At 69.2% G+C, this 26,803-nt stretch carries 23 protein-coding genes; 12 read left to right on the top strand and 11 right to left on the bottom strand.

Annotation, left to right across the window (positions count from 1 at the left end; translation table 11 throughout):
* Positions 1-26: 26 nt before the first annotated feature.
* The gene (gene ttfA / locus B9D87_RS21580) at positions 27-905 is read right to left on the bottom strand and encodes a trehalose monomycolate transport factor TtfA (RefSeq protein WP_007768592.1); all 879 of its coding nucleotides are present in this window, start codon (positions 903-905) and stop codon (positions 27-29) included.
* A gap of 112 nt (positions 906-1,017) precedes the next feature.
* Entirely contained in the window at positions 1,018-3,564 is a 2,547-nt protein-coding gene (gene clpB / locus B9D87_RS21575) for an ATP-dependent chaperone ClpB (RefSeq protein WP_007768594.1), read from the bottom strand.
* A gap of 132 nt (positions 3,565-3,696) precedes the next feature.
* On the opposite strand from clpB, the gene B9D87_RS21565 reads away from it, so the two are divergent.
* From B9D87_RS21565 to B9D87_RS21555, 3 genes are read left to right on the top strand one after another with little or no spacing between them, the layout of a single operon-like run.
* A complete protein-coding gene (locus tag B9D87_RS21565) occupies positions 3,697-4,140 on the top strand; it encodes a DUF3060 domain-containing protein (RefSeq protein WP_007768598.1) in 444 nt (147 codons plus the stop codon).
* A gap of 31 nt (positions 4,141-4,171) precedes the next feature.
* The gene (locus tag B9D87_RS21560; protein WP_007768602.1) at positions 4,172-5,353 is read left to right on the top strand and encodes an FAD-binding oxidoreductase; all 1,182 of its coding nucleotides are present in this window, start codon (positions 4,172-4,174) and stop codon (positions 5,351-5,353) included.
* 2 nt (positions 5,354-5,355) lie between these two features.
* Entirely contained in the window at positions 5,356-6,258 is a 903-nt protein-coding gene (locus tag B9D87_RS21555) for an aldose 1-epimerase (RefSeq protein ID WP_007768609.1), read from the top strand.
* On the opposite strand, the gene B9D87_RS21550 is transcribed toward B9D87_RS21555, so the two are convergent.
* The 5 genes from B9D87_RS21550 to B9D87_RS21530 all read right to left on the bottom strand — a co-directional run bounded on the left by B9D87_RS21550 (position 6,259) and on the right by B9D87_RS21530 (position 11,468).
* A complete protein-coding gene (locus B9D87_RS21550; protein ID WP_040629363.1) occupies positions 6,259-6,654 on the bottom strand; it encodes a heat shock protein transcriptional repressor HspR in 396 nt (131 codons plus the stop codon).
* Entirely contained in the window at positions 6,654-7,832 is a 1,179-nt protein-coding gene (gene dnaJ, locus B9D87_RS21545) for a molecular chaperone DnaJ (RefSeq protein ID WP_007768613.1), read from the bottom strand. Before dnaJ ends, B9D87_RS21550 begins: the two co-directional genes overlap by 1 nt.
* A gap of 49 nt (positions 7,833-7,881) precedes the next feature.
* Entirely contained in the window at positions 7,882-8,535 is a 654-nt protein-coding gene (gene grpE / locus B9D87_RS21540; RefSeq protein WP_007768618.1) for a nucleotide exchange factor GrpE, read from the bottom strand.
* A complete protein-coding gene (dnaK, locus tag B9D87_RS21535; RefSeq protein WP_007768623.1) occupies positions 8,532-10,394 on the bottom strand; it encodes a molecular chaperone DnaK in 1,863 nt (620 codons plus the stop codon). The genes grpE and dnaK overlap by 4 nt, the downstream gene beginning before the upstream one ends.
* A gap of 168 nt (positions 10,395-10,562) precedes the next feature.
* A complete protein-coding gene (locus tag B9D87_RS21530) occupies positions 10,563-11,468 on the bottom strand; it encodes a LysR family transcriptional regulator (protein WP_007768626.1) in 906 nt (301 codons plus the stop codon).
* Positions 11,469-11,555: 87 nt separating this feature from the next.
* Between B9D87_RS21530 and B9D87_RS21525 the strand changes: the two genes are divergently transcribed.
* The 4 genes from B9D87_RS21525 to B9D87_RS21515 all read left to right on the top strand — a co-directional run bounded on the left by B9D87_RS21525 (position 11,556) and on the right by B9D87_RS21515 (position 14,729).
* On the top strand, positions 11,556-13,040 hold the full coding sequence (locus B9D87_RS21525) for an aldehyde dehydrogenase family protein (protein WP_007768630.1): 1,485 nt from the start codon (positions 11,556-11,558) through the stop codon (positions 13,038-13,040).
* 5 nt (positions 13,041-13,045) lie between these two features.
* Positions 13,046-13,411 (top strand): hypothetical protein, encoded by a 366-nt coding sequence (locus B9D87_RS27620; protein ID WP_254425575.1) that lies wholly within the window; start codon positions 13,046-13,048, stop codon positions 13,409-13,411.
* The gene (locus B9D87_RS21520; RefSeq protein ID WP_254425570.1) at positions 13,311-13,994 is read left to right on the top strand and encodes an amidohydrolase family protein; all 684 of its coding nucleotides are present in this window, start codon (positions 13,311-13,313) and stop codon (positions 13,992-13,994) included. The genes B9D87_RS27620 and B9D87_RS21520 overlap by 101 nt, the downstream gene beginning before the upstream one ends.
* Before the next feature lie 147 nt (positions 13,995-14,141).
* Positions 14,142-14,729, top strand: coding sequence for a hypothetical protein (locus tag B9D87_RS21515; RefSeq protein WP_007768647.1), 588 nt, complete (start codon positions 14,142-14,144; stop codon positions 14,727-14,729).
* Here B9D87_RS21515 and B9D87_RS21510 read toward each other — a convergent pair.
* The 3 genes from B9D87_RS21510 to B9D87_RS21500 all read right to left on the bottom strand — a co-directional run bounded on the left by B9D87_RS21510 (position 14,726) and on the right by B9D87_RS21500 (position 17,782).
* Complete coding sequence (locus tag B9D87_RS21510) at positions 14,726-15,271, bottom strand: DUF488 domain-containing protein (protein ID WP_007768649.1); 546 nt, start codon at positions 15,269-15,271, stop codon at positions 14,726-14,728. The two genes, B9D87_RS21515 and B9D87_RS21510, sit on opposite strands and share 4 nt — an antisense overlap.
* Positions 15,272-15,355: 84 nt before the next feature.
* Positions 15,356-16,705 carry a sugar porter family MFS transporter gene (locus B9D87_RS21505; protein WP_040629569.1) on the bottom strand — a complete coding sequence of 450 codons (1,350 nt, stop codon included), beginning with the start codon at positions 16,703-16,705 and terminating at the stop codon, positions 15,356-15,358.
* Positions 16,706-17,128: 423 nt separating this feature from the next.
* The gene (locus B9D87_RS21500) at positions 17,129-17,782 is read right to left on the bottom strand and encodes a DUF1345 domain-containing protein (protein WP_007768651.1); all 654 of its coding nucleotides are present in this window, start codon (positions 17,780-17,782) and stop codon (positions 17,129-17,131) included.
* Positions 17,783-17,860: 78 nt separating this feature from the next.
* On the opposite strand from B9D87_RS21500, the gene B9D87_RS21495 reads away from it, so the two are divergent.
* The 5 genes from B9D87_RS21495 (at position 17,861) to B9D87_RS21475 (ending at position 25,964) form a co-directional block, all read left to right on the top strand.
* The gene (locus B9D87_RS21495; protein ID WP_007768652.1) at positions 17,861-18,403 is read left to right on the top strand and encodes a hypothetical protein; all 543 of its coding nucleotides are present in this window, start codon (positions 17,861-17,863) and stop codon (positions 18,401-18,403) included.
* A 92-nt stretch (positions 18,404-18,495) separates the two neighbouring features.
* On the top strand, positions 18,496-20,169 hold the full coding sequence (locus tag B9D87_RS21490) for an Hsp70 family protein (RefSeq protein ID WP_007768660.1): 1,674 nt from the start codon (positions 18,496-18,498) through the stop codon (positions 20,167-20,169).
* Positions 20,170-20,419: 250 nt separating this feature from the next.
* Positions 20,420-23,332 carry a (Fe-S)-binding protein gene (locus B9D87_RS21485; protein WP_007768677.1) on the top strand — a complete coding sequence of 971 codons (2,913 nt, stop codon included), beginning with the start codon at positions 20,420-20,422 and terminating at the stop codon, positions 23,330-23,332.
* Between the two features lie 32 nt (positions 23,333-23,364).
* On the top strand, positions 23,365-24,657 hold the full coding sequence (locus B9D87_RS21480) for a pyridoxal phosphate-dependent aminotransferase (RefSeq protein ID WP_007768679.1): 1,293 nt from the start codon (positions 23,365-23,367) through the stop codon (positions 24,655-24,657).
* Positions 24,658-24,689: 32 nt separating this feature from the next.
* Entirely contained in the window at positions 24,690-25,964 is a 1,275-nt protein-coding gene (locus B9D87_RS21475) for a YibE/F family protein (RefSeq protein ID WP_007768683.1), read from the top strand.
* Here the strand turns inward: B9D87_RS21475 and rfbA are convergent.
* Positions 25,906-26,781, bottom strand: coding sequence for a glucose-1-phosphate thymidylyltransferase RfbA (rfbA, locus tag B9D87_RS21470; RefSeq protein ID WP_007768685.1), 876 nt, complete (start codon positions 26,779-26,781; stop codon positions 25,906-25,908). The genes B9D87_RS21475 and rfbA overlap by 59 nt on opposite strands.
* Positions 26,782-26,803: the final 22 nt, after the last annotated feature.

Below are 26,803 nucleotides of genomic sequence, written 5' to 3'. Positions count from 1 at the left end.
GCCGCCGGGCCATCCGCGGCCCGTCGTCAGCGCTGGTAGTTGCTGGCCTGGTGGCCGTTGCGCCCGGAGGGCGGGGGGCGGCGAACGGTTTCCGAACGCCCGTCGGGTCGAGGCTGGTCGCGGCGCACCGGCTCGGCGGCCCGACGACCGGGCTGCAGATCGGGACCGAGCAGCCCCGCCACGTCCTGCTGCGCGCGCCGGGGCGGCAGCTCGGCGCGGCCCGCCGGGGCCAGCGGCCGGCTGGGTGAGGCGTTGCGCAGACCCGAGGGCGCCCCGGTTTCCTGCGGGGCCTCTTCGGGCAGCGGCGGCAGCACCCGCAACAGGTCGTTGAACTGGCGCACGGTGCGCAGGCCCTCGTCCCACTCGGTGCGGGTGCTGGTGATCGGCAGGGCGACCAGCGTCCAGTTCTGCTCGTTCCACATGATCTCGGCGCTGTCCGGTGCGGTGTGCGCGAAGGTGACCATGCGGCGGTCGCAGGCCCGGCGCGCGGCATCGAGATTGGTGGAGTAGACCATCCGCGGCCCGATGGCGCCCAACAGCCAAATGTCGCTCTCCCGTGGCTCTTTGAGTCCCTTGAGCCGCAGGTCGACGACGACGTTGGTGCCCACCTTGCGGTGCAGCGCGATGACGGTGGCGACCTCTTCCAGATCGAAGATGTAGACCGCTTCGCCGCGGATCTGACCCAGCACCACGTTCTGGGCGGCCACGTTGCCCACGGTCGACATCACCCCGCGCTTCCAGCGCTTGAGGATGTCGGCTGATTCACGCTCGTAGTCGAAGCCGTGCGACCTCGCCCACGACTTGCGGCGCCTGCTGCGACCGCGTCGCCGATCGATGTCGACGTACAGCAGCACCCCCGCGCCGACAAAGCACAGCGCGGAGAGCGTGAACCAGAGGGGGACCATCCAAAACAGGGTATCTGCTATTGGCCCGGAACACAGAAGGCGACCAGGTCACAACCCCATCACAGCTGGCACCGGCCGCGTGTCGCGGACCATCGATGGTCCCCCTCCGGGGTCAGCCCAGGATCAGCGATTCGCCGTCCGGGCTGACGTTCACCGGAACCGTGTCGCCGTCGTGCACGTCGCCGGCCAGCAACTGCTTGGCCAGCTGGTCGCCGATGGCCTGCTGCACCAGGCGGCGCAACGGCCGGGCGCCGTAGACCGGGTCGAACCCGCGGTGCGCCAGCCATTGCTTGGCCGGCAGCGACACCTCCAGCGTGAGGCGGCGCTGGGCCAGCCGCTTCTGCAGCTGGGCCAGCTGGATGTCGACGATCGACACGAGTTCGCCGGGCTCCAGGCCGTGGAAGATGATCACGTCGTCGAGCCGGTTGATGAACTCCGGCTTGAACGCCGAGCGCACCGCGGCCATCACCTGCTCCTCGCTGCCGCCCGACCCGAGGTTGGACGTCAGGATCAGGATGGTGTTGCGGAAGTCGACCGTGCGGCCCTGCCCGTCGGTCAGCCGGCCCTCGTCGAGCACCTGCAGCAGCACGTCGAACACGTCCGGGTGCGCCTTTTCGATCTCGTCGAACAGGATCACCGTGTAGGGACGCCGCCGCACCGCCTCGGTCAGCTGGCCGCCCTGGTCGTAGCCGATGTACCCGGGCGGGGCGCCGACGAGCCGTGCCACCGAGTGCTTCTCGCCGTATTCGCTCATGTCGATGCGGACCATCGCGCGCTCGTCGTCGAACAGGAACTCCGCCAGCGCCTTGGCCAGCTCGGTCTTACCGACACCGGTCGGCCCGAGGAACATGAACGATCCGGTCGGCCGGTTGGGGTCGGCGACGCCGGCACGGGAACGCCGCACGGCGTCCGAGACCGCCGTCACCGCGCGCTTCTGGCCGATGACGCGCTTGCCAAGCTCGTCTTCCATGCGCAGCAGCTTGGCCGTCTCGCCCTCGAGCATCCGCCCGGCCGGGATTCCGGTCCACGCCGAGACCACCTCGGCGATGTCGTCGGGACCGACCTCCTCCTTGAGCATCACGTTCTCGCGGGCCTCGGCCTGCGGCAGCGCGGCCTCGAGCTTCTTCTCGACCTCGGGGATGCGCCCGTAGCGCAGCTCGGCGGCCTTGGCCAGGTCACCGTCGCGCTCGGCGCGCTCGGACTCCCCGCGCAGCGTGTCCAGCTGTTCCTTGAGTTCGCGCACGACGTCGATGGCGTTCTTCTCGTTCTGCCAGCGGGTGGTGAGCTCGGACAGCTTCTCCTTCTGGTCGGCCAGCTCGGAGCGCAGCTTCTCCAGCCGCTCCTTGGACGCCTCGTCCTCCTCCTTGGCCAGCGCCATCTCCTCGATCTCGAGGCGGCGCACCAGCCGCTCGACCTCGTCGATCTCGACGGGCCGCGAGTCGATCTCCATCTTCAGCCGGCTGGCGGCCTCGTCGACCAGGTCGATGGCCTTGTCCGGCAGGAAGCGCGCGGTGATGTAGCGGTCGGACAAAGTCGCCGCGGCCACCAGCGCCGAGTCGGTGATGCGCACCCCGTGGTGCACCTCGTAGCGGTCCTTCAGCCCGCGCAGGATGCCGACGGTGTCCTCCACCGACGGCTCGCCCACCAGCACCTGCTGGAAGCGGCGCTCCAGCGCGGCGTCCTTCTCGATGTACTTGCGGTACTCGTCGAGCGTGGTGGCGCCGACCAGCCGCAGCTCGCCGCGGGCCAGCATCGGCTTGATCATGTTGCCGGCGTCCATCGCGCCCTCGCCGGTCGCGCCGGCCCCGACGATGGTGTGCAGCTCGTCGATGAAGGTGATGATCTGCCCGGCGGAGTTCTTGATGTCGTCGAGGACGGCCTTGAGGCGCTCCTCGAACTCGCCGCGGTATTTCGCGCCGGCCACCATCGATCCCAGGTCCAGGCTGATGACGGTCTTGTCGCGCAGGCTCTCGGGCACGTCGCCCGCCACGATGCGCTGGGCCAGCCCCTCCACGATCGCCGTCTTGCCGACGCCGGGCTCGCCGATCAGCACCGGGTTGTTCTTGGTGCGACGGCTCAACACCTGCACGACGCGGCGAATCTCGTTGTCCCGCCCGATGACCGGGTCGAGCTTGCCTTCGCGGGCGCGCTCGGTCAGGTCGGTCGAGTACTTCTCCAACGCCTGGTAGGTCGCCTCCGGTTCCGGGCTGGTGACCCGGCCGCTGCCGCGCACCTTGACGAACCCGTCGCGCAACGCCTGGGGCGAAGCGCCGTGGCCGGTCAACAGCTTGGCGACGTCGGAGTCCCCGGTGGCCAGGCCGACCAGCAGGTGCTCGGTCGAGACGTACTCGTCGTTCATCTCGGTGGCCAGCTGCTGGGCGGTGGTGACGGCGGCCAGCGACTCGCGCGACAGCTGCGGTTGCGAGCTGGCGCCGCTGATCTGCGGCAGCCGCTCCAGCACCCGCTCCGTTTCGGCGCGAATGACGGCCGGGTCGACGCCCACGGCCTCCAGCAGCGGCGCGGCGATGCCGTCCGCCTGCGTCAGCAGGGCCATCAACAGGTGCGCGGGCCGGATCTCGGGGTTGCCGGCGGCCGAGGCCGCCTGCAACGCCGCAGTCAGCGCCGCTTGGGTCTTGGTGGTCGGGTTGAAAGAGTCCACGACGAGCTCCATTCGGGTACAAAAGGTTGGCAAAAATGCTTGTCCGCTTGTTCAACGCCGTCAAGGTTGAGTCTGTTCCGCTCAACTCTACCGAGTTTTGGGCAATACGGTGTACGGGGTACCCCCGTTCCGATGACACAGACGACGCAGCACCCCGATCAGGCCCGCGCCGAGCCCGCCAGAACCCCGCGCCGCGTTCCCCTGACCTTCTTGCTCGCCGCCGTGGCCGCCGCACTGGCCCTCGCGGGGCTGGTCGCGGTCGGGTTGCACACCGATCTCGCCGGCGGCAACCCCTCGACGACCGTCCCCGACTCCGGCACGCTGCAGGTCAGCGGGACCGGCATGACGAAGACGATCCCCTGCCACGCCGGCTACCTGTCGGTGAGCGGGCAGAAGAACGCCATCACCCTCACCGGGCACTGCACCAGCGTCAGCGTTTCCGGCAGCGGCAACCGCGTCGCGGTCGACAGCGCCGATGCGGTCAGCGCATCGGGGACCGGCAATGTCCTTCTCTACCACTGGGGTTCGCCGAAGGTCGACAACGTCGGGACCGCCAACGTCGTCCGACAGGGCTGAGTCACGCGCGCCGAGCCTAGAATCGGGGCCCGTGAGCCTGGAGGACGCCGACGCACTGCGGGTGCTGCGCGACGCCTTCGCCCCGGGCGCGGCGGATTCCGCCGGCGACCCCGGCGGGCTCGTGCACCGCTTCTACACCCATTGGTTCGCCCTCGACGGCTCGGTGCGCGATCTGTTCCCGCCCGAAATGGCCGCCCAGCGGCTCGCTTTCGGCCACGCGCTGCACTGGGTGTACGGCGAGCTGGTCGCGCGCCGCGCCCAGGAGCCGGTGGCGTTCCTGGCCCAGCTCGGTCGCGATCACCGCAAATACGGTGTGCTGCCCCACCATTACGACACCCTGCGGCGCGCGTTGCTGGCGACCCTGCGAACCCACCTGGGCGCCGCGTGGACCGACGCCGTCGACGAGGCGGCCACACAGTCGCTGAACCTGATCACCGGGGTGATGAGCGGCGCCGCGGACGCCGAGGAGGGGCCCGCCTGGTGGGACGGCACCGTCCTCGAGCACCTGCGGGTGTCGCGGGATCTGGCCGTGGTCCGGCTACTGCTCGACCAGCCGATGGACTACCACCCCGGCCAGTACGTCAACGTCCACGTGCCCCAATGCCCGCACCGCTGGCGGTATTTGAGTCCGGCGATTCCGGCCGACCCCGGCGGCGGGATCGAGTTTCACGTCCGCCTGGTTCCCGGCGGCCTGGTCAGCCCCGCGATCGTCAACGAAACCCGCACCGGCGACCGGTGGCGGCTGTCCAGCCCGCACGGCGGCCTGCGGGTCGACCGCGAGGGCGGCGACGTGCTGATGGTCGCCGGCAGCACCGGCCTGGCGCCACTGCGGGCGCTGATCATGGATCTGGCGCGGTTCGCGGTGAACCCGCGCATACACCTGTTCTTCGGCGCCCGCTACCGCTGCGAACTCTACGATCTGCCGACCCTGTGGCAGGTGGCCTCCCACAATTCGTGGCTGTCGGTGTCGCCCGTGTCCGAGTACAACAGCGACCCCCCTTGGGCCGCAGACTATCCCGACGTCACCCCACCGCGCGGCCTGCACGTGCACCAGATCGGGCGTCTTCCCGACGTGGTGACGAAGTACGGCGGCTGGGGCGATCGGCAGATCCTGGTCTGCGGCGGCCCGGCGATGGTCGGCGCCACCAAGGCCGCCCTGATCGCCAAAGGCGCGCCACCGGAACACATTCAGCATGACCCGCTATGGAGGTAGCCATGCACGTCGTCACCCTGCACGATCCGTCGTCGCCGGTTGTCGCGCAGTTCGTCCCCGAGGCGGGCATGATCGGCACGTCGCTGCGCGACGCCGGAGTCGAACTGCTGGGCCAGCGCCGCGGCCTGGACGCCTACATCTCGGACGGCAAGACGATGGGCATCCCGATCCTGTATCCATGGGCGAATCGATTGGGCGAGAACACCTATACCGCACAGGACGTCACCGTGACCCTGACGCCGGGAGAAAACGGGGTGCGCGCCGACCCCAACGGGCTGCCCATCCACGGCGTCCTGGCCGCCTACCCCGGGTGGCGGGTGACGGCCGAGACCGCCAACGAGCTGACCGCCGAACTGGACTTCGGGGCCGATCCCCGATTGCTGGCCAGCTTCCCGTACCCGCACGTGCTGACGGTGACGGCGCGGCTGGCCGACCGGGCGCTGACGGTCCGGACCGCGGTCACCGCGACCGGCGACCGTGCGGTGCCGCTGTGCTTCGGGTTCCACCCCTATCTGCAGCTCCCCGAGGCGCCGCGGGCCGAGTGGATCATCGAGACACCGCCGTTGCGGCATCTGAGCCTCGACGGCAAGGGCCTGCCGACGGGCGATTCCCAGCCGCAGCCGGCACGCGAAGAGGCACTGGGCGACAACGCTTTCGACGACGCCTATGACCAGGTGGCCGAGGGTGCGGTGTTCGCGGTGTCCGGCGGCGGGCGCCGCATCGAGGTGCACTTCGAGCGGGGCTATCCGGCGGCGCAGATTTTCGCGCCGCCGGCCGACGAGCCCGCGAAGGCGATCGTGTGCTTCGAGCCGATGACCGCACCGACCGACGCGCTGCGCCGGGGCGGCTACCGCTGTGCGGCACCGGGAGAGCCGGCGGCGACGCAGTTTTCGATCCGGGTGTGATCAGCGGCCCCGGCGGGGCTGCCACACCACCAGCGCGGTGCTCTTGGGCACCACCGCCACATCGCGGCGCTGGCTGGCCCGGGTCTGCGCCAGCTCCTCGGTCAACTCCTTGACCCGGGCCTGCAGCGCCTCGACCTGATTGGTCAGCTCGATGATGCGCTTGATGCCGGCGAGGTTGACCCCCTCGTCCTGCGAGAGCCGTTGCACCTCTCGCAGCAGGTCGACGTCGTGCTCCGAATACCGCCGTCCGCCACCGGAAGTCCGGCGCGGGCTGACCAGGCCGAGTCGGTCGTAGGTGCGCAGCGTCTGCGCGTGCATGCCGGCCAGCTCGGCGGCCACCGAGATCAAAAAGGTTCGGGCGTCCTCATTTCTCGAGTTTCTCGAGCCCTTGGCCATCAGCGATTACCTGCCCATCCCGCCCGTGGGTCGAAGCCGCTGGCACGCTCGGCGGCGGCGTACGCCTCCAGCGCCTCCTGGGCCGCGCCCTCCACATTGGGTGGCACGGCGACCTTTACGGTCACCAGCAAGTCCCCGTTGCCGCCGCTGCGCTTGGGCACCCCACGTCCGCGCACCCGCAGGATGCGGCCGTCGGCCGTGCCCTTGGGCACCCGGACGCCGACCTTGCCGTCCAGCGTGGGCACCGAAATGGTTGAGCCCAAGGCCAACTCGGTGAAGCTGACCGGAACGGTCACGGTGAGGTCGTCGCCGTCGCGTCCGAACACCTTGTCCGGGCGCACATGCACCGTCACGTACAGGTCGCCCGACGGCGCACCGCGCAACCCCGCCTCGCCCTGGCCGGGCAGCCGGATGCGCTGCCCGTCCTCGACGCCCGGCGGGATCCGCACGTTGATGGTGCGGGTGCGGGTGGTGACGCCGGTGCCCTTGCACTCGTCGCAGGGGTGCTCGATGATCGAGCCGCTGCCCCGGCAATCGGTGCACGGCTCGGAGAAGCCGAACGCACCCTGGTTGCGGTTGACCACGCCGGAGCCGTTGCAGGTGGGGCACACCTTCGGGCTGGTGCCCGGCCGCGCGCCACTGCCATGGCAGTTGGTGCACGGCGCCGGGCTGGTCAGCCGCAGCGGCATCGCCACGCCCTTGGCGGCCTCGACGAAATCCAGCTGGGTTTCGGTCTCGAGGTCGTTGCCGCGGCGCGGCCGGCTGGGCCGGGCGCCCGAACCGCGCCCGAACAAGCCGCCGAACAGGTCCCCGATGTTGGTGCCACCGCTTCGGCCGGCGGCATCGAACAAATCGTTGAGGTTGAACTCGGCGCCGTCACCGCCGACGTTGAAGCCGCCGAACCCGCCGCTGTCGAACCGGCGCCCGCCGAAACCACCGCCGGCGAAAAGCCTTCGGGTTTCGTCGTATTCCTTGCGCTTGGCCGGATCCGACAAGACGTTGTGCGCCTCGGAGACCGCTTTGAATCGTTCGCCGGCGGCGGGGTTGTCGGGGTTGGCGTCCGGGTGCAGATCGCGCGCCAACTTGCGGTAGGCGCGTTTGATCTCTTCGGGACTGGCGTCAGAGGAGACGCCCAGCTCCTTATAGAAGTCCTTTTCGACCCATTCACGCTGGGCCATGTCGCGTCACCCCCTTACACCTTTCTCGTTGTTGTCCTGATTCTGTGCCTTAATCACCGGAGGTGTCGGCGTTATCGTCCGTGTCGGCCGGCTCGGTTTCCCCAGCCACCGCGGCGGACTCACCGGTGGCGGCCGCCGCGTCGCCGTCGTCGTCAACCGTGTCGACGACGCCGACCAGAGCGTGGCGCAACACCTGCTCACCCAGCTTGTAGCCCTGTCGCATGACGGTGCCGATCACCGGTCGGGAGCCATCGCCTTCGTGCTGAACGGCTTCGTGCAGCACCGGGTCGAAGTCCTCGCCTTCCTCGCCGAACGCCGTCAACCCCAGGCCGGTCAGCGCGGTCTCCAGCTTGTCGGCCACCGACTTCAGCGGTCCGGATTCCAGATCGCCGTGCTTGCGTGCCCGGTCGAGATCGTCGAGCACGCCCAGCAATTGGTTGACGACGGCGGCCTTGGCCCGGTCCGCCGCGGCCTGCTGGTCACGCAGCGCCCGCTTGCGGTAGTTGGCGAAGTCGGCCTGCACCCGCTGCAGATCGGCGGTGAGCTCGGCGACTTTGCCCTCGGGCTGGGCCGCGCTCTCGCCGGCCGGCGCCCCTCCCGGCGCATCGCCGGGAGGGGGGACCTGCCGTACTTCACCGGTCTCAGGATCGATTCGCCGCTTGTCGGTGACCGTCACCTGTTCCTGTGGGTTGCCTTCCGTCACTTGGACTCCCGGTCATCGTCGACCACCTCCGCGTCCACGACGTCGTCAGCGGAGCCAGACCCGTCGCCGGCCGCACCGCCACCGGCCTGTTCGCCGGCGGCCTGGGTGGCCTCGTAGATCGCCTGTCCGAGCGCCTGGGACTCCTGGCCCAGCTTCTCCATCGCCGCCTTGATCGCGGTGATGTCGGTGCCGCCCAGAGCCGTCTTGGCCTCGGCGATCGCGGCGTCAACCTTGGTCAGCGTGTCCTCGGGGACCTTCGAGCCGCCCTCGGCCTCGCGCTGATCCTTGACGAACTTCTCCGTCTGGTAGACCAGCGATTCGGCCTGGTTGCGGACGTCGGCCTCTTCGCGACGCTGACGGTCCTCCTCGGCGTGCGCCTCGGCGTCCTTGATCATCCGGTCGATCTCCTCCTTGGACAGGCCGGAGCCCTCCTGGATTTTGATCGTGTTCTCCTTGCCGGTGCCCTTGTCCTTGGCCGTGACGTGCACGATGCCGTTGGCGTCGATGTCGAAGGTGACCTCGATCTGCGGGACGCCGCGCGGAGCCGGCGGGATGCCGGTGAGCTCGAAGGAGCCGAGCAGCTTGTTGTGCGAAGCGATTTCGCGCTCACCCTGGAAGACCTGGATTTGCACCGACGGCTGGTTGTCGTCGGCCGTGGTGAAGGTCTCCGACCGCTTGGTGGGGATGGTGGTGTTGCGCTCGATGAGCTTGGTCATCACGCCACCCTTGGTCTCGATACCCAGGCTCAGCGGCGTAACGTCAAGCAGCAGAACGTCTTTCACCTCACCCTTCAAAACACCAGCCTGAAGGGCCGCCCCGACCGCTACAACTTCGTCGGGGTTGACGCCCTTGTTGGGCTCCTTGCCTCCGGTGAGCTCCTTGACCAGTTCGGTCACCGCGGGCATCCGGGTGGAACCACCCACCAGCACCACGTGGTCGATTTCGGACACCGAGATACCGGCGTCCTTGATCACCGACTGGAAGGGCTTGCGGGTGCGGTCCAGCAGATCCTGTGTGATGCGCTGGAATTCGGCGCGGGTCAGCTGCTCGTCGAGGAAGAGCGGGTTCTTGTCCGCGTCGACGGTGATGTAGGGCAGGTTGATCGAAGTGCTCTGCGAACTCGAGAGCTCGATCTTGGCCTTCTCGGCGGCCTCACGCAGCCGCTGCATCGCCATCTTGTCCTTGGTCAGGTCAATTCCGCTGGTGCCCTTGAACTTGTCGACCAGCCACTCGACGACGCGGTCATCCCAGTCGTCCCCACCGAGGTGGTTGTCACCGCTGGTGGCGCGGACCTCGACCACACCCTCGCCGATCTCGAGCAGCGAGACGTCGAACGTACCGCCACCGAGGTCGAAGACCAGGATGGTCTGTTCCTTCTCGCCCTTGTCCAGGCCGTAGGCCAGCGCGGCCGCGGTCGGCTCGTTGACGATGCGCAGCACGTTCAGGCCTGCGATCTGGCCGGCCTCCTTGGTCGCCTGACGCTGGGCGTCGTTGAAGTACGCCGGCACGGTGACGACCGCGTCGGTGACGTCCTCACCCAGGTAAGCCTCGGCGTCGCGCTTCAGCTTCATCAGCACGCGGGCGCTGATCTCCTGAGCGGTGTACTTCTTGTCGTCGATCTCGATGGACCAGTCGCTACCCATGTGCCGCTTGACCGAACGGATGGTGCGGTCGACGTTGGTGACCGCCTGGTTCTTGGCGGGCTGGCCGACGAGCACCTCGCCGTTGCGCGCGAACGCAACGATCGACGGCGTGGTCCGCGAACCCTCGGAGTTGGCGACGACGACCGGGTCACCGCCCTCGAGGACTGCGACGACGGAGTTGGTGGTCCCGAGGTCGATACCGACCGCACGAGCCATAGTGATTCCTCCTGAAATATGTAGAGCTTGTTTGGTGCCACTATGCTGAGTGAACCAGGCTCAAGCCTGCCCCGTGGGCCGGTGGGCTGTCAACCCAGTATTGAGTGTGGTTCGCTCAACTTGTTGATCATGTTAACGGCGGTTGGTCCCGCCTTGTTCCCGGGGTGGCTAAATATTCGCGGCCTCGCCGGCAACTTCCTCGATCAGCGCGAGCAGCGCCCGGGTGGCCGCGCTGGCCTGCCGGGTCGCCGAGGTCGCGACATAGAGCCGCCACTGCAGGTCGTGCCCGGCGATCCGGACGCTGACCAGGCCCGAGCTGTCGATGCCCTCGAGGATGGACCAGCTCAGAAAACCGATTCCCAGCCCCTTGCGGATGCAGGTCGCCGCGGTGCCGATATCGGCAACCTCCACCGCAACGGTCCGCTCGACACCCGCGGCCGCGAACGCGTTGTCGACCACGGCGCGGTTGCCGTATCCCGGCGGCCCGTCGACGAAGGACATGCCCGCCAGGTCGGCCAGCGAAACCGCCGTGCGCCGGGCCAGCGGGTGCTCGGCGGGCACCACCAGCAGCAACGGCACCGAGGCGATGAGCCGGGTGTGCAGGTCGGCCGGTGGCGGGCCGGTGAAGACCAGGAAGGCGACGTCGAGGTCGCCGTCGCGCAGTTGGGCGGCCAGGCCGGCCGACCCGGCGCTGGCCGCGCGCAGGTGCACCACGACTTCGGGATGGCGGGCGTGCAGCTCGGCCAGCACGGTCGGCACGTCGATGACGCTGACCGACGTCAGCGTGCCGACCGTGACGGTGCCGCGCACGCTGCCCCGGGCGGCATCGACCGCGTCCTTGGCCGCGCGGGCGGCGTCGAGGGTGGCGCGCGCGTGGGGCCGCAGCGCCTCGCCGGCGGGGCTCAGCGCCACGCCGGCGGCGTTCCGGACGAACAGCTCGGTGTCCAGTTCGCGTTCGAGCGCCTTGATGGTGGCCGACACGCCGGACTGCACGACATGCAGGCGCTTGGCCGCGGCCGTGAAGCTCCGGGTGTCCGCGACGGCCAGAAAGTACTCAAGATGGCGAAGCTCCACACCCGCGATTATCACCGCAGGCGATGGCAACCATCAGAAGATATCGTTGGTACTGATCATGCCGCCGGGCATACCGTGGCAATGCCCATGGATCAGCCATCCCCCACCGTGATCAGCACCCGCTGGTCGTCGGCGTCCGCCGACGACAGGTTCGGCGTGGAGAACCCCGCCACCGGCCAGGTCGTCACCGTCGTGCAAGGCTCCGGCCGCGAGCAGGTCGACCAGGCCGTGCGGGCCGCGCACGCCGCGCACCTGACCTGGAAGCAACGCCCGGCCCGCGAGCGCGGCCGCTACCTGCGGCGGATCGCCGACGTCATCCGCGCCCACGCCGACGAGATCGCCGCCCTGGAGTCGCGGGAAATGGGCAAGCCGATCAGCCAGGCGCGCGGCTTCGACGTCGAAGCCGCGATCGGGATCTTCGAATACTTCGCCGGGATGGTCGAGGTGCTGCCGAGCCAGGCGCGCGACTACGGCCCGGTCTTCGACGTCACCACGCTGGAGCCCTACGGCGTGATCGCCGGCATCGTGCCGTTCAACTGGCCGCCGATCCACACCGCCGGAAAGATCGCGCCCGCACTGGCCGTCGGCAACGCCGTCGTGCTGAAACCGCCGGAGCAGACGCCATCAGTGGTGCTGCGACTGGTCGAACTGATCCAATCCGTGCTGCCCGATCCGGTGGTGCACGCCGTGCCGGGCGGGGGCGCGGTGGGCGCAGCGCTGGCCGAGCACCAACTGGTGGGCAAGATCTCCTTCACCGGATCGCCACGCACCGGTTCGGCCGTGCTGCGCACCGCGGCCGACAACCTGACGCCGGCGCTGATGGAGCTGGGCGGCAAGAATCCGTTGCTGGTGTTCGACGACGCCGACCCGCGCGACGCGCTACTGGCCGCCATCGACGGCGGCTTCTTCAACCAGGGCGAGGCGTGCACCGCGGCGTCACGAATCCTGGTGCAGGACAACATCTATGCCGAGTTCGAAGAGAAGCTGTGCGCCGCGGTGCGCCGGCTGCGGGTGGGCGACGGCGCCGACCCCGGCACCGACGTGGGCCCGCTGGTCACCCGGGCGCAGCAGAAGCAGGTGCTGGAATACCTTGACATCGGCGTGGCCGAGGGCGCCCGCATCGCCGCCCAGGCGCCGCTGCCGCAGGATCCCCGCCTCGCGGGCGGCTTCTACGTCGCACCAACCGTGCTGACCGGCGTCACACCGGGCATGCGGGTGGCCCAGGAGGAGATCTTCGGCCCGGTGGTCGCCCTGATCCGGTTCAGCGCCGAGGCCGAGGCCGTGCGCATCGCCAACGGCACGCCGTACGGGTTGGTCGCCGCGGTGTTCACCGCCGACGGCGACCGGGCGCTACGGGTGAGCCGGCAGATCCGCGCCGGGGCCGTCTTCGTCAACAACTACGCGCGGGTGGCCATCGGCAGCGGATTCGGCGGGGTGGGCCACAGCGGGTTCGGCCGCGAGCACGCCCAGGAGACGCTGGCCGAATACGGCTACACCAAAACCATCCGCCTGGCCGCCAACCGCGACGAGCTGCCGTACTGGAACGCGGCCACCCGAGTCCTCGAAGGGTAAGCCAGATGCGTGTCATCGCGCTCGAAGAGCATTACGCCACAACGGAATTCCTGCGCGGTCCGGGCACCTGGCTGGCGTCGCGGCCCGGCATCGTGGAACCGGCCGGCGACCTCGGCGACGGCCGCATCGCCGCGATGGACCAGGCCGGGGTGGACCTGGCGGTGCTGTCGCTGGCCGCGCCCGGGGTGGAGCAGCTGGATCCGGACGACGCGGTGCGGCTGGCCCGCGACTGCAACGATCAGCTCGCCGCGGCGGTGCGGCGGTACCCGGATCGGTTGGCGGCTTCGCCACCGTGCCCACCAGCGCCCCCGACCGGGCGGCCGACGAACTCGAGCGGGCGGTGCGCGGGCTCGGGTTTCCCGGCGCGGTGATCAACGGGCACAGCCGGGCCGCTACCTGGACGACCCGTTCTTCGAGCCCGTCCTGGCCCGCGCGGCCGAGCTGCAGGCACCGATCTACCTGCACCCGACCATCCCGCCGGCGGGCGTCATCGAATCCAGCTACGCCGGCTTCGCCGAGCCCGTCACGTTCGCGCTGGCCACGGTGGGCTGGGGGTGGCACATCAACACCGCCACCCACGCGCTGCGCATGATCCTGGGCGGCGTCTTCGACCGGCACCCGTCGTTGCAGATGATCATCGGGCACATGGGCGAGGCGACCTCGTTCATGCTGCCGCGCTTCGACGCCACCCTGAAACCGGAACTGACCGGCCTGAATCACCCTGTCAGCTCGTATCTTCGGGAGAACTTCCACTACACGTTCGCCAACTTCAACGACCACGCGACGTACGCGAACCTGGTGGCGCAGGTGGGAATCGAGCGGGTGGCCTTCTCCGCCGATTACCCGTTCGGATCGATGGTCGACGCCCGCGCCTTCCTCGACGGCTTGCCGCTGTCCGACGACGAGCGGGCCGCGATCAGCCATCGCAACGCCGAGAAGCTGTTGGGGCTGTAGCGCCCGGGCAGATCCGGGCCGACGGGCCGGTCACGCGGCGATAAACCTGGGTCATCGGCTCGGTATCGATGGCCGCGCCAGGCAGCGACTTTCGCCTCCCGGTGCGTAACCTGGGTGCCGCTATTCGAATCGTCTGGGGAGCGGCGGGTGCGGTTTTCGGAGAATGCGCGGCGGAGCCTGGCCGGTGGCTCCCTGCTGCTCGTGGCCCTGCTGGGCGGTTCCGAGCTGGTGTCCGGCTGCAGCTCGATCATCGGGGGCCGGCCGGTGGCCTCGCCCGGAGCGGGGCCCACCGAACCTTCTTTCCCGACCCCCAGGTCCACGCCGCCGTCGGCCACCGCCGCGCCGGCCCCGGGCCCGTCCGCCGCGCCGAGCAACCCGACCAACCCGGCGGGTGCCATCCCGCTGCCGCCCGACCAGAACGGCTACGTGTTCATCGAGACCAAGTCCGGGGTGACGCGCTGCCAGATCAACAAGGACACCGTCGGCTGCGAGGCCCCGTTCACCAACTCCCCGCTGCAGGACGGTGAGCACGCCAACGGCGTCAGCATCAACACCGGCGGCAAGGTGCAGTGGGTGCTGGGCAATCTCGGCGCCATCCCGACCGTCACCATCGACTACAAGACGTACGCGGCGCAGGGCTGGACGATCATCGCCAACGCCGACGGCACCCGCTTCACCAACGACCAGACCAAGCACGGCATGTTCGTCAGCGTCGAGAAGGTCACCACGTTCTAGGTGCCTGAATCGCGGCCGTCCCAGACCAGGTGGCCGTCGGGGCGGCGGCGCGCACCCTGGGCGGGGCGGTGCGGACTGAGCCGGCCGTCCGGCATGAGGTGCCGCACGGGCACCCCGTGCGCGAGCATCGCCACGTCGGCGATCAGCCGCCGGTGGCAGCGCCACCAGACGCTCTCGCTGCACATCACCGCCGTGGTGCGCCGCGCCGCATCGGCCAGCACCTCGTCCAGCGCCGCATCGAACTCCGGCGTCCGGGTGTAGGCGGCGTACGCCCGGAACGCGGCCACCGTCCACCAGCTGTCCGGCTCCGGTTCCCCGGCCGCGACGTGGCGGCGCCCGCCCAGGCGCGGCTCCCACCGATAGTCGATGCCCGATTGCGGCAGCCAGCCTTCCAGGGCCTCTCGCCGCACGTCCGGATTGGTCCGGCTGGCCGGGTATCGCCGCACATCGACCAGCAGCGCGACCCCCGCCCCGGCGAGCAACTCGGCCAGTCGCTCCCGTCCTGCCGCGCCGTGTCCCACGGTCAGCAATTCGCGCTCCATCAGGACAGCTTGCCCGGGATAGCCGGTGCGAACACCTGGGCAAGTGCGCCGTTACCCGAATAGCCTGCCGCGCAACCGAATTCGTCAGCGCCTGAAGTCCGATGGCCGGAACTGCCCCTGGAATAACTTGTTCTCGATCTCCTCGAGGCTTCTACCGGTCAGGTCGGGCATGCGGAAGAAAACGAATATCCACGCCGCCACGTTGAACAGCGCGTAGAGCCACATCGAGGGCCCGACCCCGATCGCGTTGATCAGCGACAGCATCGTCAGCGTGATCAGCAGGTTCGTTCCCCACAGCGTCGCGGACTGCACGGCGGTGGCCGCCGGTCGCACCGCCAGCGGGTAGGCCTCCGAGCCGGTCAGCCAGCCCATCAACTGCAGACCGCCGCCGTTGAACAGCATGAAGGCGATCAGGCAGATCATGATGTAGGGCACGACCCCGTGACGGTGGTCGCTGGTGACGAAGAGCAGGCCGAGCACGAACAGGCTGATCGCCGCGCCCGGCACCATGATCAGGGTGAGCCGGCGCCGACCGACCCGGTCGATGATGGCCAACCCGACCAACTGTGCGATCAGGTACGCCGCACCCAGACCCACCGACGTCTGCAAAGCCACGGACCTGTACACGCCGTCGTCGGTCAAGATGGTCGGCGAATAGTAGATGATCATCTCGATGCCGCTGATCTGGGTGAACACCGCGATGCCGCAGCCCAGGACCAGGGCCGGGCGCACCCAGGCGTCGCGCAGCCCCGGCCAGCCGCGGGTGCTGGCGGTGCGTTCGACGCGGGCGAGTTCGATCGCTTCCTGCAGCTCGGCGTCCACGTCGTAACCCTCGGGCCGGACATGCTCCAACACGGTGCGCGCCGCTTTTCGATCATCTTGCTTGACCAGCCAGCGCGGACTCTCCGGTAGACGCAGCAACAGCCAGAGCATGATCGCTGCCGGTATGCAGGCCAGTCCGATCGGCCCGCGCCACGAGGTCGTGTCGGCGACCCCGACGAGGGTCGCGATGACGAGGCCCACCCCGATGGCGATCTGGAAGCACAGCACCAGCCGTCCCCGGTAGGCCGGCGGCGAGAGCTCGGCGACATACATCGGGGCCGTCTGCGTCGCCCCGCCGACCGCGAAGCCCAGCACCAGCCGTCCCAGCGACAGCACAACGGCGTCCGGCGCGTCGGCGCACCACAGCGCGCCGATGATGAACACCACCGCCAGCATCACCAGCGTGCCGCGCCGGCCGCAGCGATCCGACAGCCAGCTGCACGTCAGCGCCCCGACGACGGCGCCGAGCAGGATGCTGGCGGCGATCACCTGCTTCCAGCCCGCGGTGAGGTTGAAGTCCTCGGTGAGCTGCAACAGAGCCCAGGAGATGACCCCGGTGTCGTAGCCGTAGAGCATGCCCGAGATCGCCGCGACGAGCGCGATGGTGACCACGGCGCCGGTCAGTTGCTTTCCCGCGTTCGCCGCGGTGCGCACCGGGCTGTGCGGCGCGTCCGCGTCGGTCAGGCCGGCCGCGTCCGAGCAGAGCTGACGAACCCCGGGCTGGTCGGCGGGCCGGCCCGGCATCGTCATCGCCTCCCCCGTGCTCGGATTCGCTGGTCGCTCGCCGCGGTTGTCTCACAGCCCGACGCCATAACCGGTACCGCACGGTTGTGCGTATTGGTCGCCGGCGCGGTCAACGTATCCGCGTATCCAGCTCACTCGGCTTGCTGATCAGTGCGCCCGGGCCCGGCAGGCGCGGCGCTTGTTACGGGCCTGCCGCCTGACTTCCGCATCGAAACGGAACACGAAGTGCACGAAAGCCGAGGTGACGCGGCGATCGTTCGTATTGTACTAAAACGACATTCGGCCAAGAACTCAGGAGATCTTGGACCCCAGCCCCGCGATCAGATTGATCGTCACCGCCAGGACGACCGCCCCGAGCAGGTAGGACAGCAGCGCGTGGCGCAAGACCGTCGCCCTGATCGAGGTCAGTCCGATCTCGGTGTCCGACACCTGATAGGTCATTCCGACGGTGAAGGCGAGATAGGCGAAGTCCCGGAAGCGCGGCGGCTCGGGGTCGTGAAAGTCGATGCCGCCCGGGTCATCCGAGTAGTAGAGCCGCGCGTAGTGCACCGAGTACAGCGTGTGCACGGCCACCCACGACGCCGCGACGGTCAGGACGCCGACGACGGCGGCCGCCAGCGCCTGATGGCCCGAGCGTGAGCCCGCGGCCACCACGTAGCCGACGCCGCCCAGGCTCGCGACGCTGGCCGACAGGATGACCGCGTCGGCCACCCACCGGGTCGGATCCTCCCGCGTTGCCCATCGGCACGTCTGTTCGGCGTCCATGCCGAGCAGGATGAGGTGCGTCCAGGCCGCATACGCTCCGGCGGTGACGATCCAGCCGGCCAGCGCATAGCGCCAGCCGGCGGTGTTGCCCACCACGACGGCCACGGCGACCCCGAGGCTCACGCAGACCGATATGCGGACCGCGACCGTGTCGCGCAACAGCTTCACCAGGGAATCCACGACCTCGACCTAACCACCAATGCGCCGCGCAGGGTCGGCATCTGCAGATTGGCAGGCGCGGTCAGTACCATCGGTCCCGTGGCATCCAATGGCCCACGCGACGACTTCCACAACCAGCCGACGCAGGGTGGCGACTTCGGTGCGAGCGAACAGCCGCCGACCGGCGCGGTTCCGCCGGCCGGCCATCCACCGAACCCGCCCGAGGGATCCGAGCAATTCAGCGACGTCGACCCGTTTGACCAGGAGGCCGAGCCGACCCCGTGGTATCGCAGGCCCAAGATGCTCATCGCGTGGCTGGTCTCGGTCGTCATCCTGATCGCGTTGATCGTTTTCGGCATCATCGAGCTCATTCACGGACAGCAGACCGTCGGCCACATTCCGAAGACGACGCCGAGCTCGACGACCACCACCACGACGACGACCCCGACTACCACCACGACCACCACTTCCTCGCCCAGCAGCAGTGCCGTACAGCCGCCTGCGCAGCAGCCGACGCAGCAACAGCCCACCGGGGGACAGACCCAGCAGCCGTCGCATCACCACCACATACCGCAGCTGCCGTCGGTGATCACCATCCCCGGGGTGCCGAATCCGGTCACGGTGCCGCCGGGCCTGCGTTAGCGAGTCGGTGGCGAACCCGATCACGGTTCCACCGCTACGGTGAGGATCAGCGTGCGCCAGCAACGGGACAACTGACACAGGGGTGGTAGCAGATGAGCCAGTCGCTCGGGCTATCGATCGGGGTGGCCAACCTGGTTGCCGCCCGCGCGGGCAGCGCCCCGATAACCCGCAGCTCGGTGCTGACCCTGTTCGAACAGCGGCCCACCGAAGTTGGCCTGCCAGAAGAGAATCCGAACCTCACCGAACCCGGCCTGGTGTTGCGGGGGTTCGTCGAGCGCGTCGGTGACCGGGCGCCGTTGGTGGCGGCCGACGGCACCAAGTACCTCGGCGCGGCGCTGACGGTCGAGGCGGTCGAGGCCATGGCCCGCGCGGTCGGCTACGGGACCCCGATCACCATCGCGGTGCCCGCGTATTGGTCTGAAGACCAGTTCGCGGCGCTGCGCGACGAGTTCTTCGCCCAGTCCGACCTGGCGCGCGGCGGCGTGGCGCCGATGCTGGTGTCCGATGCCACGGCCGCGCTCGCCGCGCTGCGCGGCACACCCGGATTCGCCGCCGACGGGTTCGTCGCGCTGTGCGACTTCGGCGCCGGCGGCACCACCGTCACGTTGATGGACGCCAAGGCCGGCTTTGCGCCCGTCGGCCAGGCCACCCGGTACACCGATTTCTCCGGCGACGCGATCGATCAGCTGGTCCTGGATCACCTGCTGGCCTCCGACGTCAGCACCGCCATGCTCGGTGGCACCGCGCGGGTCGGGTCGCAGGCCCGCCTGCTCGGCGCCTGCCGGCGTGCCAAGGAGCAACTATCGACGGCCCCGGTGGGCACGATCGCCGGGGCATCCGGCGACGGCGCCCAGCTGTCCCGCGCCGAATTCGAGCAAATCATCTCCGCCCCGCTGGACCGTTTCCTGTCCTCGGTCGACGAGTCGTTGCGGCGCAACGCAATTCCGAGCGCCAGGCTGAGCGCGGTGGGGATCGCCGGCGGTGGCGCGAACATCCCCCTGGTCAAGGCGCGGTTGGGGCAGCGCTTCGGGGTGCCGGTGCACAGCACCGCCCAGCCGGCCATCAGCGCCGCGGTGGGTGCGGCGGTGCTGGGCCCGCACTACGCATCGGGCGCGGCCCCGACCGCCGCAGCCGCCGCCGTGGAGACACCGACCGAGATGGTCGGCACCGCCGGGCTCGACATGACCCAGGCCGCCTGGGGGGCGCAGGCCACCGACGTCGACGACGCCCTGGCCTGGTCGCAGGACGCGGATAACGACGAGCCGGTGCCCTACACCGGCCGCGACGCCACGGGCGAGTACGCCAACGAGGCACGGGAATTCGACGACGCGACGGGCAGCCGCTACGCCCAGGGCCAGGGCAAACTGCCCTGGTACAAACGCACGGCCCTGGTGTTGAGCGTGGCCGGGGCGGGCGCGGCGGTGCTGGTGGCCCTGATATTGGCGATCAACCTGCTGCTGACCAAATCCACGCCGGTCGCTCCCACGTCGCCGCCCAGCCAACCGCCGCAGACGGTGACCATCACCGGGCCGAACGACAGCACCACCGTCACCGTCGTCCCCGCGCCGCCGCCACCGTCCAGCGAGGCGCCGGCCACCACCACCACGACGCCCGCGCCGGAGCCGTCGACCACGACCACGACGGCGCCGCCGCCGACCACGACGACCACGACCGCCGCGCCCACCACGACGTCGCAGGCGACCACCACCGCGGCCCCGACGACCACGCGCTCGCGGCCCATCTTTCAGCCCCCGTTCGGGCGCTGACGGTCCGAATCACCCCGCGATCGGCAAAGGGCTTCGGCAAAGGGTCAATTAACGAAATTTGGTGGCGCTCATCACTCCGACGAACCTCACATCCGGTTAGCGGGTATTAACCAGCAGGCCAGAGGCGCCGACGAACCCCAAGTTAGGGCAGCCTTTCTCGCGCTGAAAGCCGCGAAGATGTAACTATGAGCGGGGCTTAAGCAGGCAAATAAGCACAGGCCGAATTATCTATGCATTGGGGAGACCTTCTGTGACAACGCAGATGCTCATCAGGCTGATCGTGGGCATGGGCATGACGCTGGTCGTGGCCGCACTCGCCGCACGGCGTGTCCTGTGGCTGTTCAAGCTGATCACGTCCGGCAAGCCGGCCCCGGGGCACACCGACGAACCCGGCAAACGCGTCTGGGCCGAGGTCTCCGAGGTCTTCGGTCAGCGCAAGCTGTTGAAGTGGTCGATCCCCGGCCTGGCGCACTTCTTCACCATGTGGGGCTTTTTCATCCTGCTGACGGTCTACATCGAGGCCTACGGCCTGCTGTTCCAGGACAACTTCCACATCCCGATCATCGGGCGCTGGGACGCGCTGGGCTTCCTGCAGGACTTCTTCGCGACGGCCGTCTTCCTCGGCATCGTCACCTTCGCCATCATCCGCTTGATGCGCAGCCCGAAGGAGATCGGGCGCTCGTCACGGTTCTACGGCTCGCACACCGGCGGCGCCTGGCTGGTGCTGTTCATGATCTTCAACGTCGTCTTCACCTACGTGTTCGTGCGCGGCGCCGCCGTCAACAACGGCACGCTGCCCTACGGCAACGGCGCCTTCCTGTCGCAGCTGTTCGGTGTCATCCTGCGACCGCTGGGGCAGCCCGCCAACGAGATCATCGAAACGACGGCGCTGCTGCTGCACATCTTGGTCATGCTCGCGTTCCTGATCATCGTGCTGCACTCCAAGCACATGCACATCTTCACGGCGCCGATCAACGTCATCTTCAAGCGGCTGCCCGACGGACTCGGCCCGCTGCTGCCACTGGAACACGACGGGAAGCCGATCGACTTCGAAAACCCGCCCGACGACGCCGAATTCGGCCGCGGGAAGATCGAGGACTTCAGCTGGAAGGCCATGCTCGACTTCGCCACCTGTACCGAGTGCGGCCGCTGCCAGTCGCAGTGCCCGGCCTGGAACACCGGCAAGCCGCTGTCGCCCAAGTTGGTCATCATGGACCTGCGCGACCATTGGATGGCCAAGGCGCCCTACATCCTGGGTAATAAGGAGTCTCCCGCCGAGAGCACCCCGGAGGGCGGGCTCGGGGAGAAGCTGTCCGGCGAGCAGCACGCCGAGGCGCACCACGTTCCCGAGTCGGGCTTCGGCCGCGTCATGGGCTCCGGCCCCGAGCAGGCCACCCGGCCGCTGGTCGGCACCGAGGAACAGGGCGGCGTCATCGACCCCGACGTGCTGTGGTCGTGTGTGTCGTGCGGCGCCTGCGTCGAGCAGTGCCCGGTGGACATCGAGCACGTCGATCACATCATCGACATGCGCCGCTACCAGGTGATGATGGAATCGGAGTTCCCGTCGGAGCTTTCGGTGCTGTTCAAGAACCTGGAAACCAAGGGCAACCCGTGGGGCCAGAACGCGTCGGACCGCACCAGCTGGATCGACGAGGTCGACTTCGACGTGCCGGTCTACGGCGAGGACGTCGACAGCTTCGACGGGTTCGAGTACCTGTTCTGGGTGGGGTGCGCGGGTGCCTACGACGACAAGGCCAAGAAGACCACCAAGGCCGTCGCCGAGCTGCTGGCCGTCGCCGGGGTGAAGTACCTGGTGCTGGGGACCGGCGAATCCTGCAACGGCGACTCCGCGCGCCGCTCGGGCAACGAGTTCCTGTTCCAGCAGCTGGCCGCGCAGGCCGTCGAGACGCTGGACGGGCTGTTCGAGGGCGTCGAGACCGTCGACCGCAAGATCGTCGTGACCTGCCCGCACTGCTTCAACACCCTGGGCCGTGAGTACCGCCAGCTCGGCGCGAACTACTCGGTGCTGCACCACACCCAGCTGCTCAACCGGCTGACCCGGGACAACAAGCTGGTGCCGGTGACCCCGGTGTCGCAGGACATCACGTACCACGACCCCTGCTACCTGGGCCGGCACAACAAGGTCTACGAGGCGCCGCGTGAGCTGATCGGGACCTCCGGGGCGAACCTGACCGAGATGCCGCGGCACGCCGAGCGCAGCTTCTGCTGCGGCGCCGGCGGCGCGCGGATGTGGATGGAAGAGCACATCGGCAAGCGGATCAACCACGAGCGCGTCGACGAGGCGCTGGCCACCGGGGCCAGCACCATCGCCACCGCGTGCCCGTTCTGCCGGGTGATGGTCACCGACGGCGTCAACGACCGCCAGGAGGAGGCCGGGCGCAGCGGCGTCGAGGTGCTCGACGTCGCCCAGATCCTGCTCGCGTCCCTCGAGTACGACAAGGCGACGCTGCCGGAGAAGGGCACGGCGGCCAAGGAGGCCGAGAAGCGCGCGGCTGAGGCGCCAAAGGCCTCGACCGCCACGGCGACCGCGCCCGCCGAGGCGCCGGCGGAGGAGGCACCCGCCAAGGCCGAGGCGGCCGCGAAGACCGAGGCCGCCCCCGCGCCGGTCAAGGGGCTGGGCATCGCCGGCGGCGCCAAGCGGCCGGGCGCCAAGAAGGCCGCACCTGCGGCCGGGGCGCCCAAAGCCGACGCGGCCAAGGCCGAGGCCCCGTCCGACGGCGGCGAAGCCAAGGCACCCGCCGCGCCGGTCAAGGGACTGGGCATCGCCGGCGGCGCCAAGCGGCCCGGCGCCAAGAAAGCGGCGCCCAAGGCCGCGGCACCCAAGGCCGAGGCGACCGCCGAAGCGGCCCCCGTCGCCGAGCCCGAGGCCAAGGAAGAAGCCAAGGCACCCGCGGCGCCGGTCAAGGGATTGGGTATCGCGGCGGGCGCCAAGCGGCCCGGCGCCAAGAAAGCGGCGCCCAAGGCCGCGGCACCCAAGGCCGAGGCTGCGCCCGCCGAAGCCACCGAGGCACCCAAGGCCGAAGCCGAGCCGGCGCCCAAGGCGGAGCCGGCAAAGCAGACCGACGGCGACGACGCGCCGTCGCAGCCACCGGTCAAAGGCCTGGGCATCGCCCGTGGGGCGCGTCCCCCCGGCAAGCGCTGACCTGCGTCTTTCACGCTTGACAGCAAATTTCAGTGGACAGTGATGGCACCATTGACGGTGTGACCACCCATCAGCTGCCCCTGCACCCGTCGGCGCATCACCGGCCGCAGCGCAGTTTCGCGCAGTCGTCGAAGCTTCAGGACGTCCTGTACGAGATCCGCGGACCGGTGCACGCCCACGCCGCGCGGCTGGAGGCCGAGGGACACCGCATCCTCAAGCTCAACATCGGCAACCCGGCGCCGTTCGGGTTCGAGGCGCCCGACGTGATCATGCGGGACATGATCCAGGCGCTGCCGTACGCCCAGGGCTACTCCGACTCGCAGGGCATCCTGCCCGCCCGCCGGGCGGTGGTGACCCGTTACGAACTGGTCGACGGCTTCCCCCGGTTCGACGTCGACGACGTCTACCTGGGCAACGGGGTGTCCGAGCTGATCACCATGACGCTGCAGGCGCTGCTCGACAACGGCGACGAGGTGCTGATCCCGTCGCCGGACTACCCGCTGTGGACGGCGTCGACGTCGCTGGCGGGCGGCACGCCCGTGCATTACCTGTGCGACGAGACCCAGGGCTGGCAGCCGGACATCGCCGACATGGAGTCCAAGATCACCGACCGCACCAAGGCGCTGGTCGTCATCAACCCGAACAACCCGACCGGCGCGGTGTACACCAGCGAAGTCCTCACCCAGATCGTCGAGCTCGCGCGTAAGCACGAGCTGCTGCTGCTCGCCGACGAGATCTACGACAAGATCCTCTACGACGACGCCAAGCACATCAACCTGGCCACGCTGGCGCCGGACATGCTGTGCCTCACCTTCAACGGCCTGTCCAAGGCCTATCGGGTGGCGGGCTACCGGGCCGGCTGGCTGGCGATCACCGGGCCCAAGGACCACGCCGGCAGCTTCATCGAGGGCATCAACCTGCTGGCCAACATGCGGCTGTGCCCCAACGTTCCCGCGCAGCACGCGATCCAGGTGGCCCTGGGCGGCTACCAGAGCATCGACGACCTGGTGCTGCCGGGCGGCCGGCTGCTCGAGCAGCGCGACGTCGCGTGGACCAAACTCAACGAGATTCCGGGGGTGTCCTGCGTCAAACCCGCCGGTGCGCTGTACGCGTTCCCCCGGCTGGACCCCGAGGTCTACGACATCGACGACGACGAACAGCTCGTCCTCGACCTGCTGCTGCAGGAGAAGATCCTGGTCACCCAGGGCACCGGCTTCAACTGGCCGGCACCCGATCACCTGCGCATCGTGACGCTGCCGTGGGCCCGCGACCTGGCGGCCGCGATCGAGCGGTTGGGCAACTTCCTCGCCGGCTATCGACCGTAAGCCCCCGCGCGGCCGCCTCTACGCTCGACCGGGTGACCCACTCGCACTCGCACAGCACGGCCGGCTCGTCGGAGGGCCCGCTGGCCGTTGATCCGTTGCCCGCCAGGATCGTCGTCGGGTTGCTGGTCGCGATCGGCGTGGCGGTGGCCGTCGGCGCCGTCGTGCTCTGGCCCAGCCGACAGCACGTCGACATCCCGATGCCGCTGCAGAACGCGGCCGGCGGCGCGGTGAGCACGCAGGCCGGGCACGTGCTGTCCAGCGGCACGGGCGACTGCGGCAGCCCGTCGGTCAGTCAGGTCCTCACCGGCGCGCCGCAGCCGGCGACGCCCGGCGCGGGACGCTGCGTCCTGACCCAGGTCTCCATCGATTCCGGCCCCAACGCCGGGGCCCAGACGCTGCTGGAGTCCTCCCCCGGCCCCGGCCAGCCCAAATTCGCGGTGGGCGACCGCATTCGGCTCGTTCGCCAGGTCGACGACCAGGGCGCCACCAGCTACGCGTTCTACGACTTCGAGCGCGGCTGGGCGCTAACCGGTTTGGCGATCGCGTTCGCGGTGGTGATCGTGGCGGTGGCGCGGTGGCGCGGGCTGCTCGCGCTGGTGGGCATCGTGGTCGCGTTCCTGGTGCTGGTGGTGTTCCTGCTGCCGGCGCTGCGCGACGGCGCACCCGCGGTTCCGGTGGCGCTGGTGGCGTCGGCGGCCATCCTGTACGCGGTCATCTACCTGGCGCACGGGGTCAACCTGCGGACCAGCGCCGCGCTGCTGGGCACCCTGTCCGCGCTGCTGCTGGCCGCCGGATTGTCTTGGGCGGCAATACAGCTGGCGCAGTTGACCGGGCTCTCGGACGAGCAGAACAGCACCGTGAGCGCGTACCTGGGCAACGTGTCGATCGGCGGTCTGCTGCTCGCCGGGTTCATCATCGGGTCGCTGGGTGTGCTCAACGACGTGACCGTGACGCAGGCCTCGACGGTGTTCGAGCTCGCCCACCTCGGCGGCTCACGGCGCGCGATCTTCCTGGGCGCCATCCGGGTGGGCCGCGACCACATCGCCAGCACCGTCTACACGCTGGTGCTGGCGTACGCGGGCAGTTCGCTGCCGCTGCTGTTGCTGTTCAGCGTCGCCAACCGCTCGCTGACCGACGTGCTGACCAGCGAGAGCGTGGCCATCGAGATCGCCCGCTCGGCGGTGGGCGGCATCGCGCTGGCGCTGTCGGTCCCGCTGACGACGGCGATCGCCGCGGTGCTGGCCAAACCTACTGAAACCGGCTCCGCTCCAACAGATCCAGCAGATAGCCGCCGTAGCCGGACTTGAGCAGACTGTGCGCGCGCTCGGCCAGCTCCTCGTCGGTGATCCAGCCGCGCCGCCACGCCACTTCCTCGGGGACGCTGACCTTCAGGCCCTGCCGTCGCTCCAGGGTCCGCACGAAATCGCTGGCGTCCAGCAGCGAATCGAACGTCCCGGTGTCCAGCCAGGCCGTGCCGCGGGCCATCACCTCGACCGAGAGCCGGCCCCGGTTCAGGTAGATCTGGTTGACCTCGGTGATCTCGTACTCGCCGCGCGCCGATTTCTTGAGGCCCTTGGCGATTTCGATCACGTCGTTGTCGTAGAAGTACAGGCCCGGCACCGCGTAGTTGGATTTCGGGGTCTTGGGCTTCTCCTCCAGCGACAGCGCCGTGCCGTCGGCGCTGAACTCGACGACACCGTATGCCGACGGGTTGGCCACCCAATAGGCGAAAACCGCTCCCCCGCTGATGGATTGGAAGCGGCTGAGGCTGGTGCCCAGCCCCGGGCCGTAGAAGATGTTGTCCCCCAACACCAAAGCCACCGGCTCGTTGCCGATGTGGTCGGCGCCCAGCACGAAAGCCTGGGCCAGACCGTCGGGCCTTTCCTGCGTCACGTAGGTGATGTTGACGCCGAACTGCGAGCCGTCGGCCAGCAGCCGCTCGAATCCGGGCGCGTCGTGCGGGGTGGTGATCACCAGGATGTCGCGGATCCCGGCCATCATCAGGGTGGACAGCGGGTAGTAGACCATCGGTTTGTCGTAGACCGGCAGCAGCTGCTTGCTGATGCCGGTGGTGATCGGATGCAGGCGGGTGCCCGACCCGCCGGCCAGGATGATTCCGCGCATGGATAGCTCCTATTGCCTTGAG

It is taken from the genome of Mycobacterium colombiense CECT 3035 (assembly GCF_002105755.1).
Taxonomy (GTDB): Bacteria; Actinomycetota; Actinomycetes; order Mycobacteriales; family Mycobacteriaceae; genus Mycobacterium; species Mycobacterium colombiense.
Note: the sequence above shows the minus strand (reverse complement) of the source record. Positions and strands in the feature narration are given on the sequence as shown.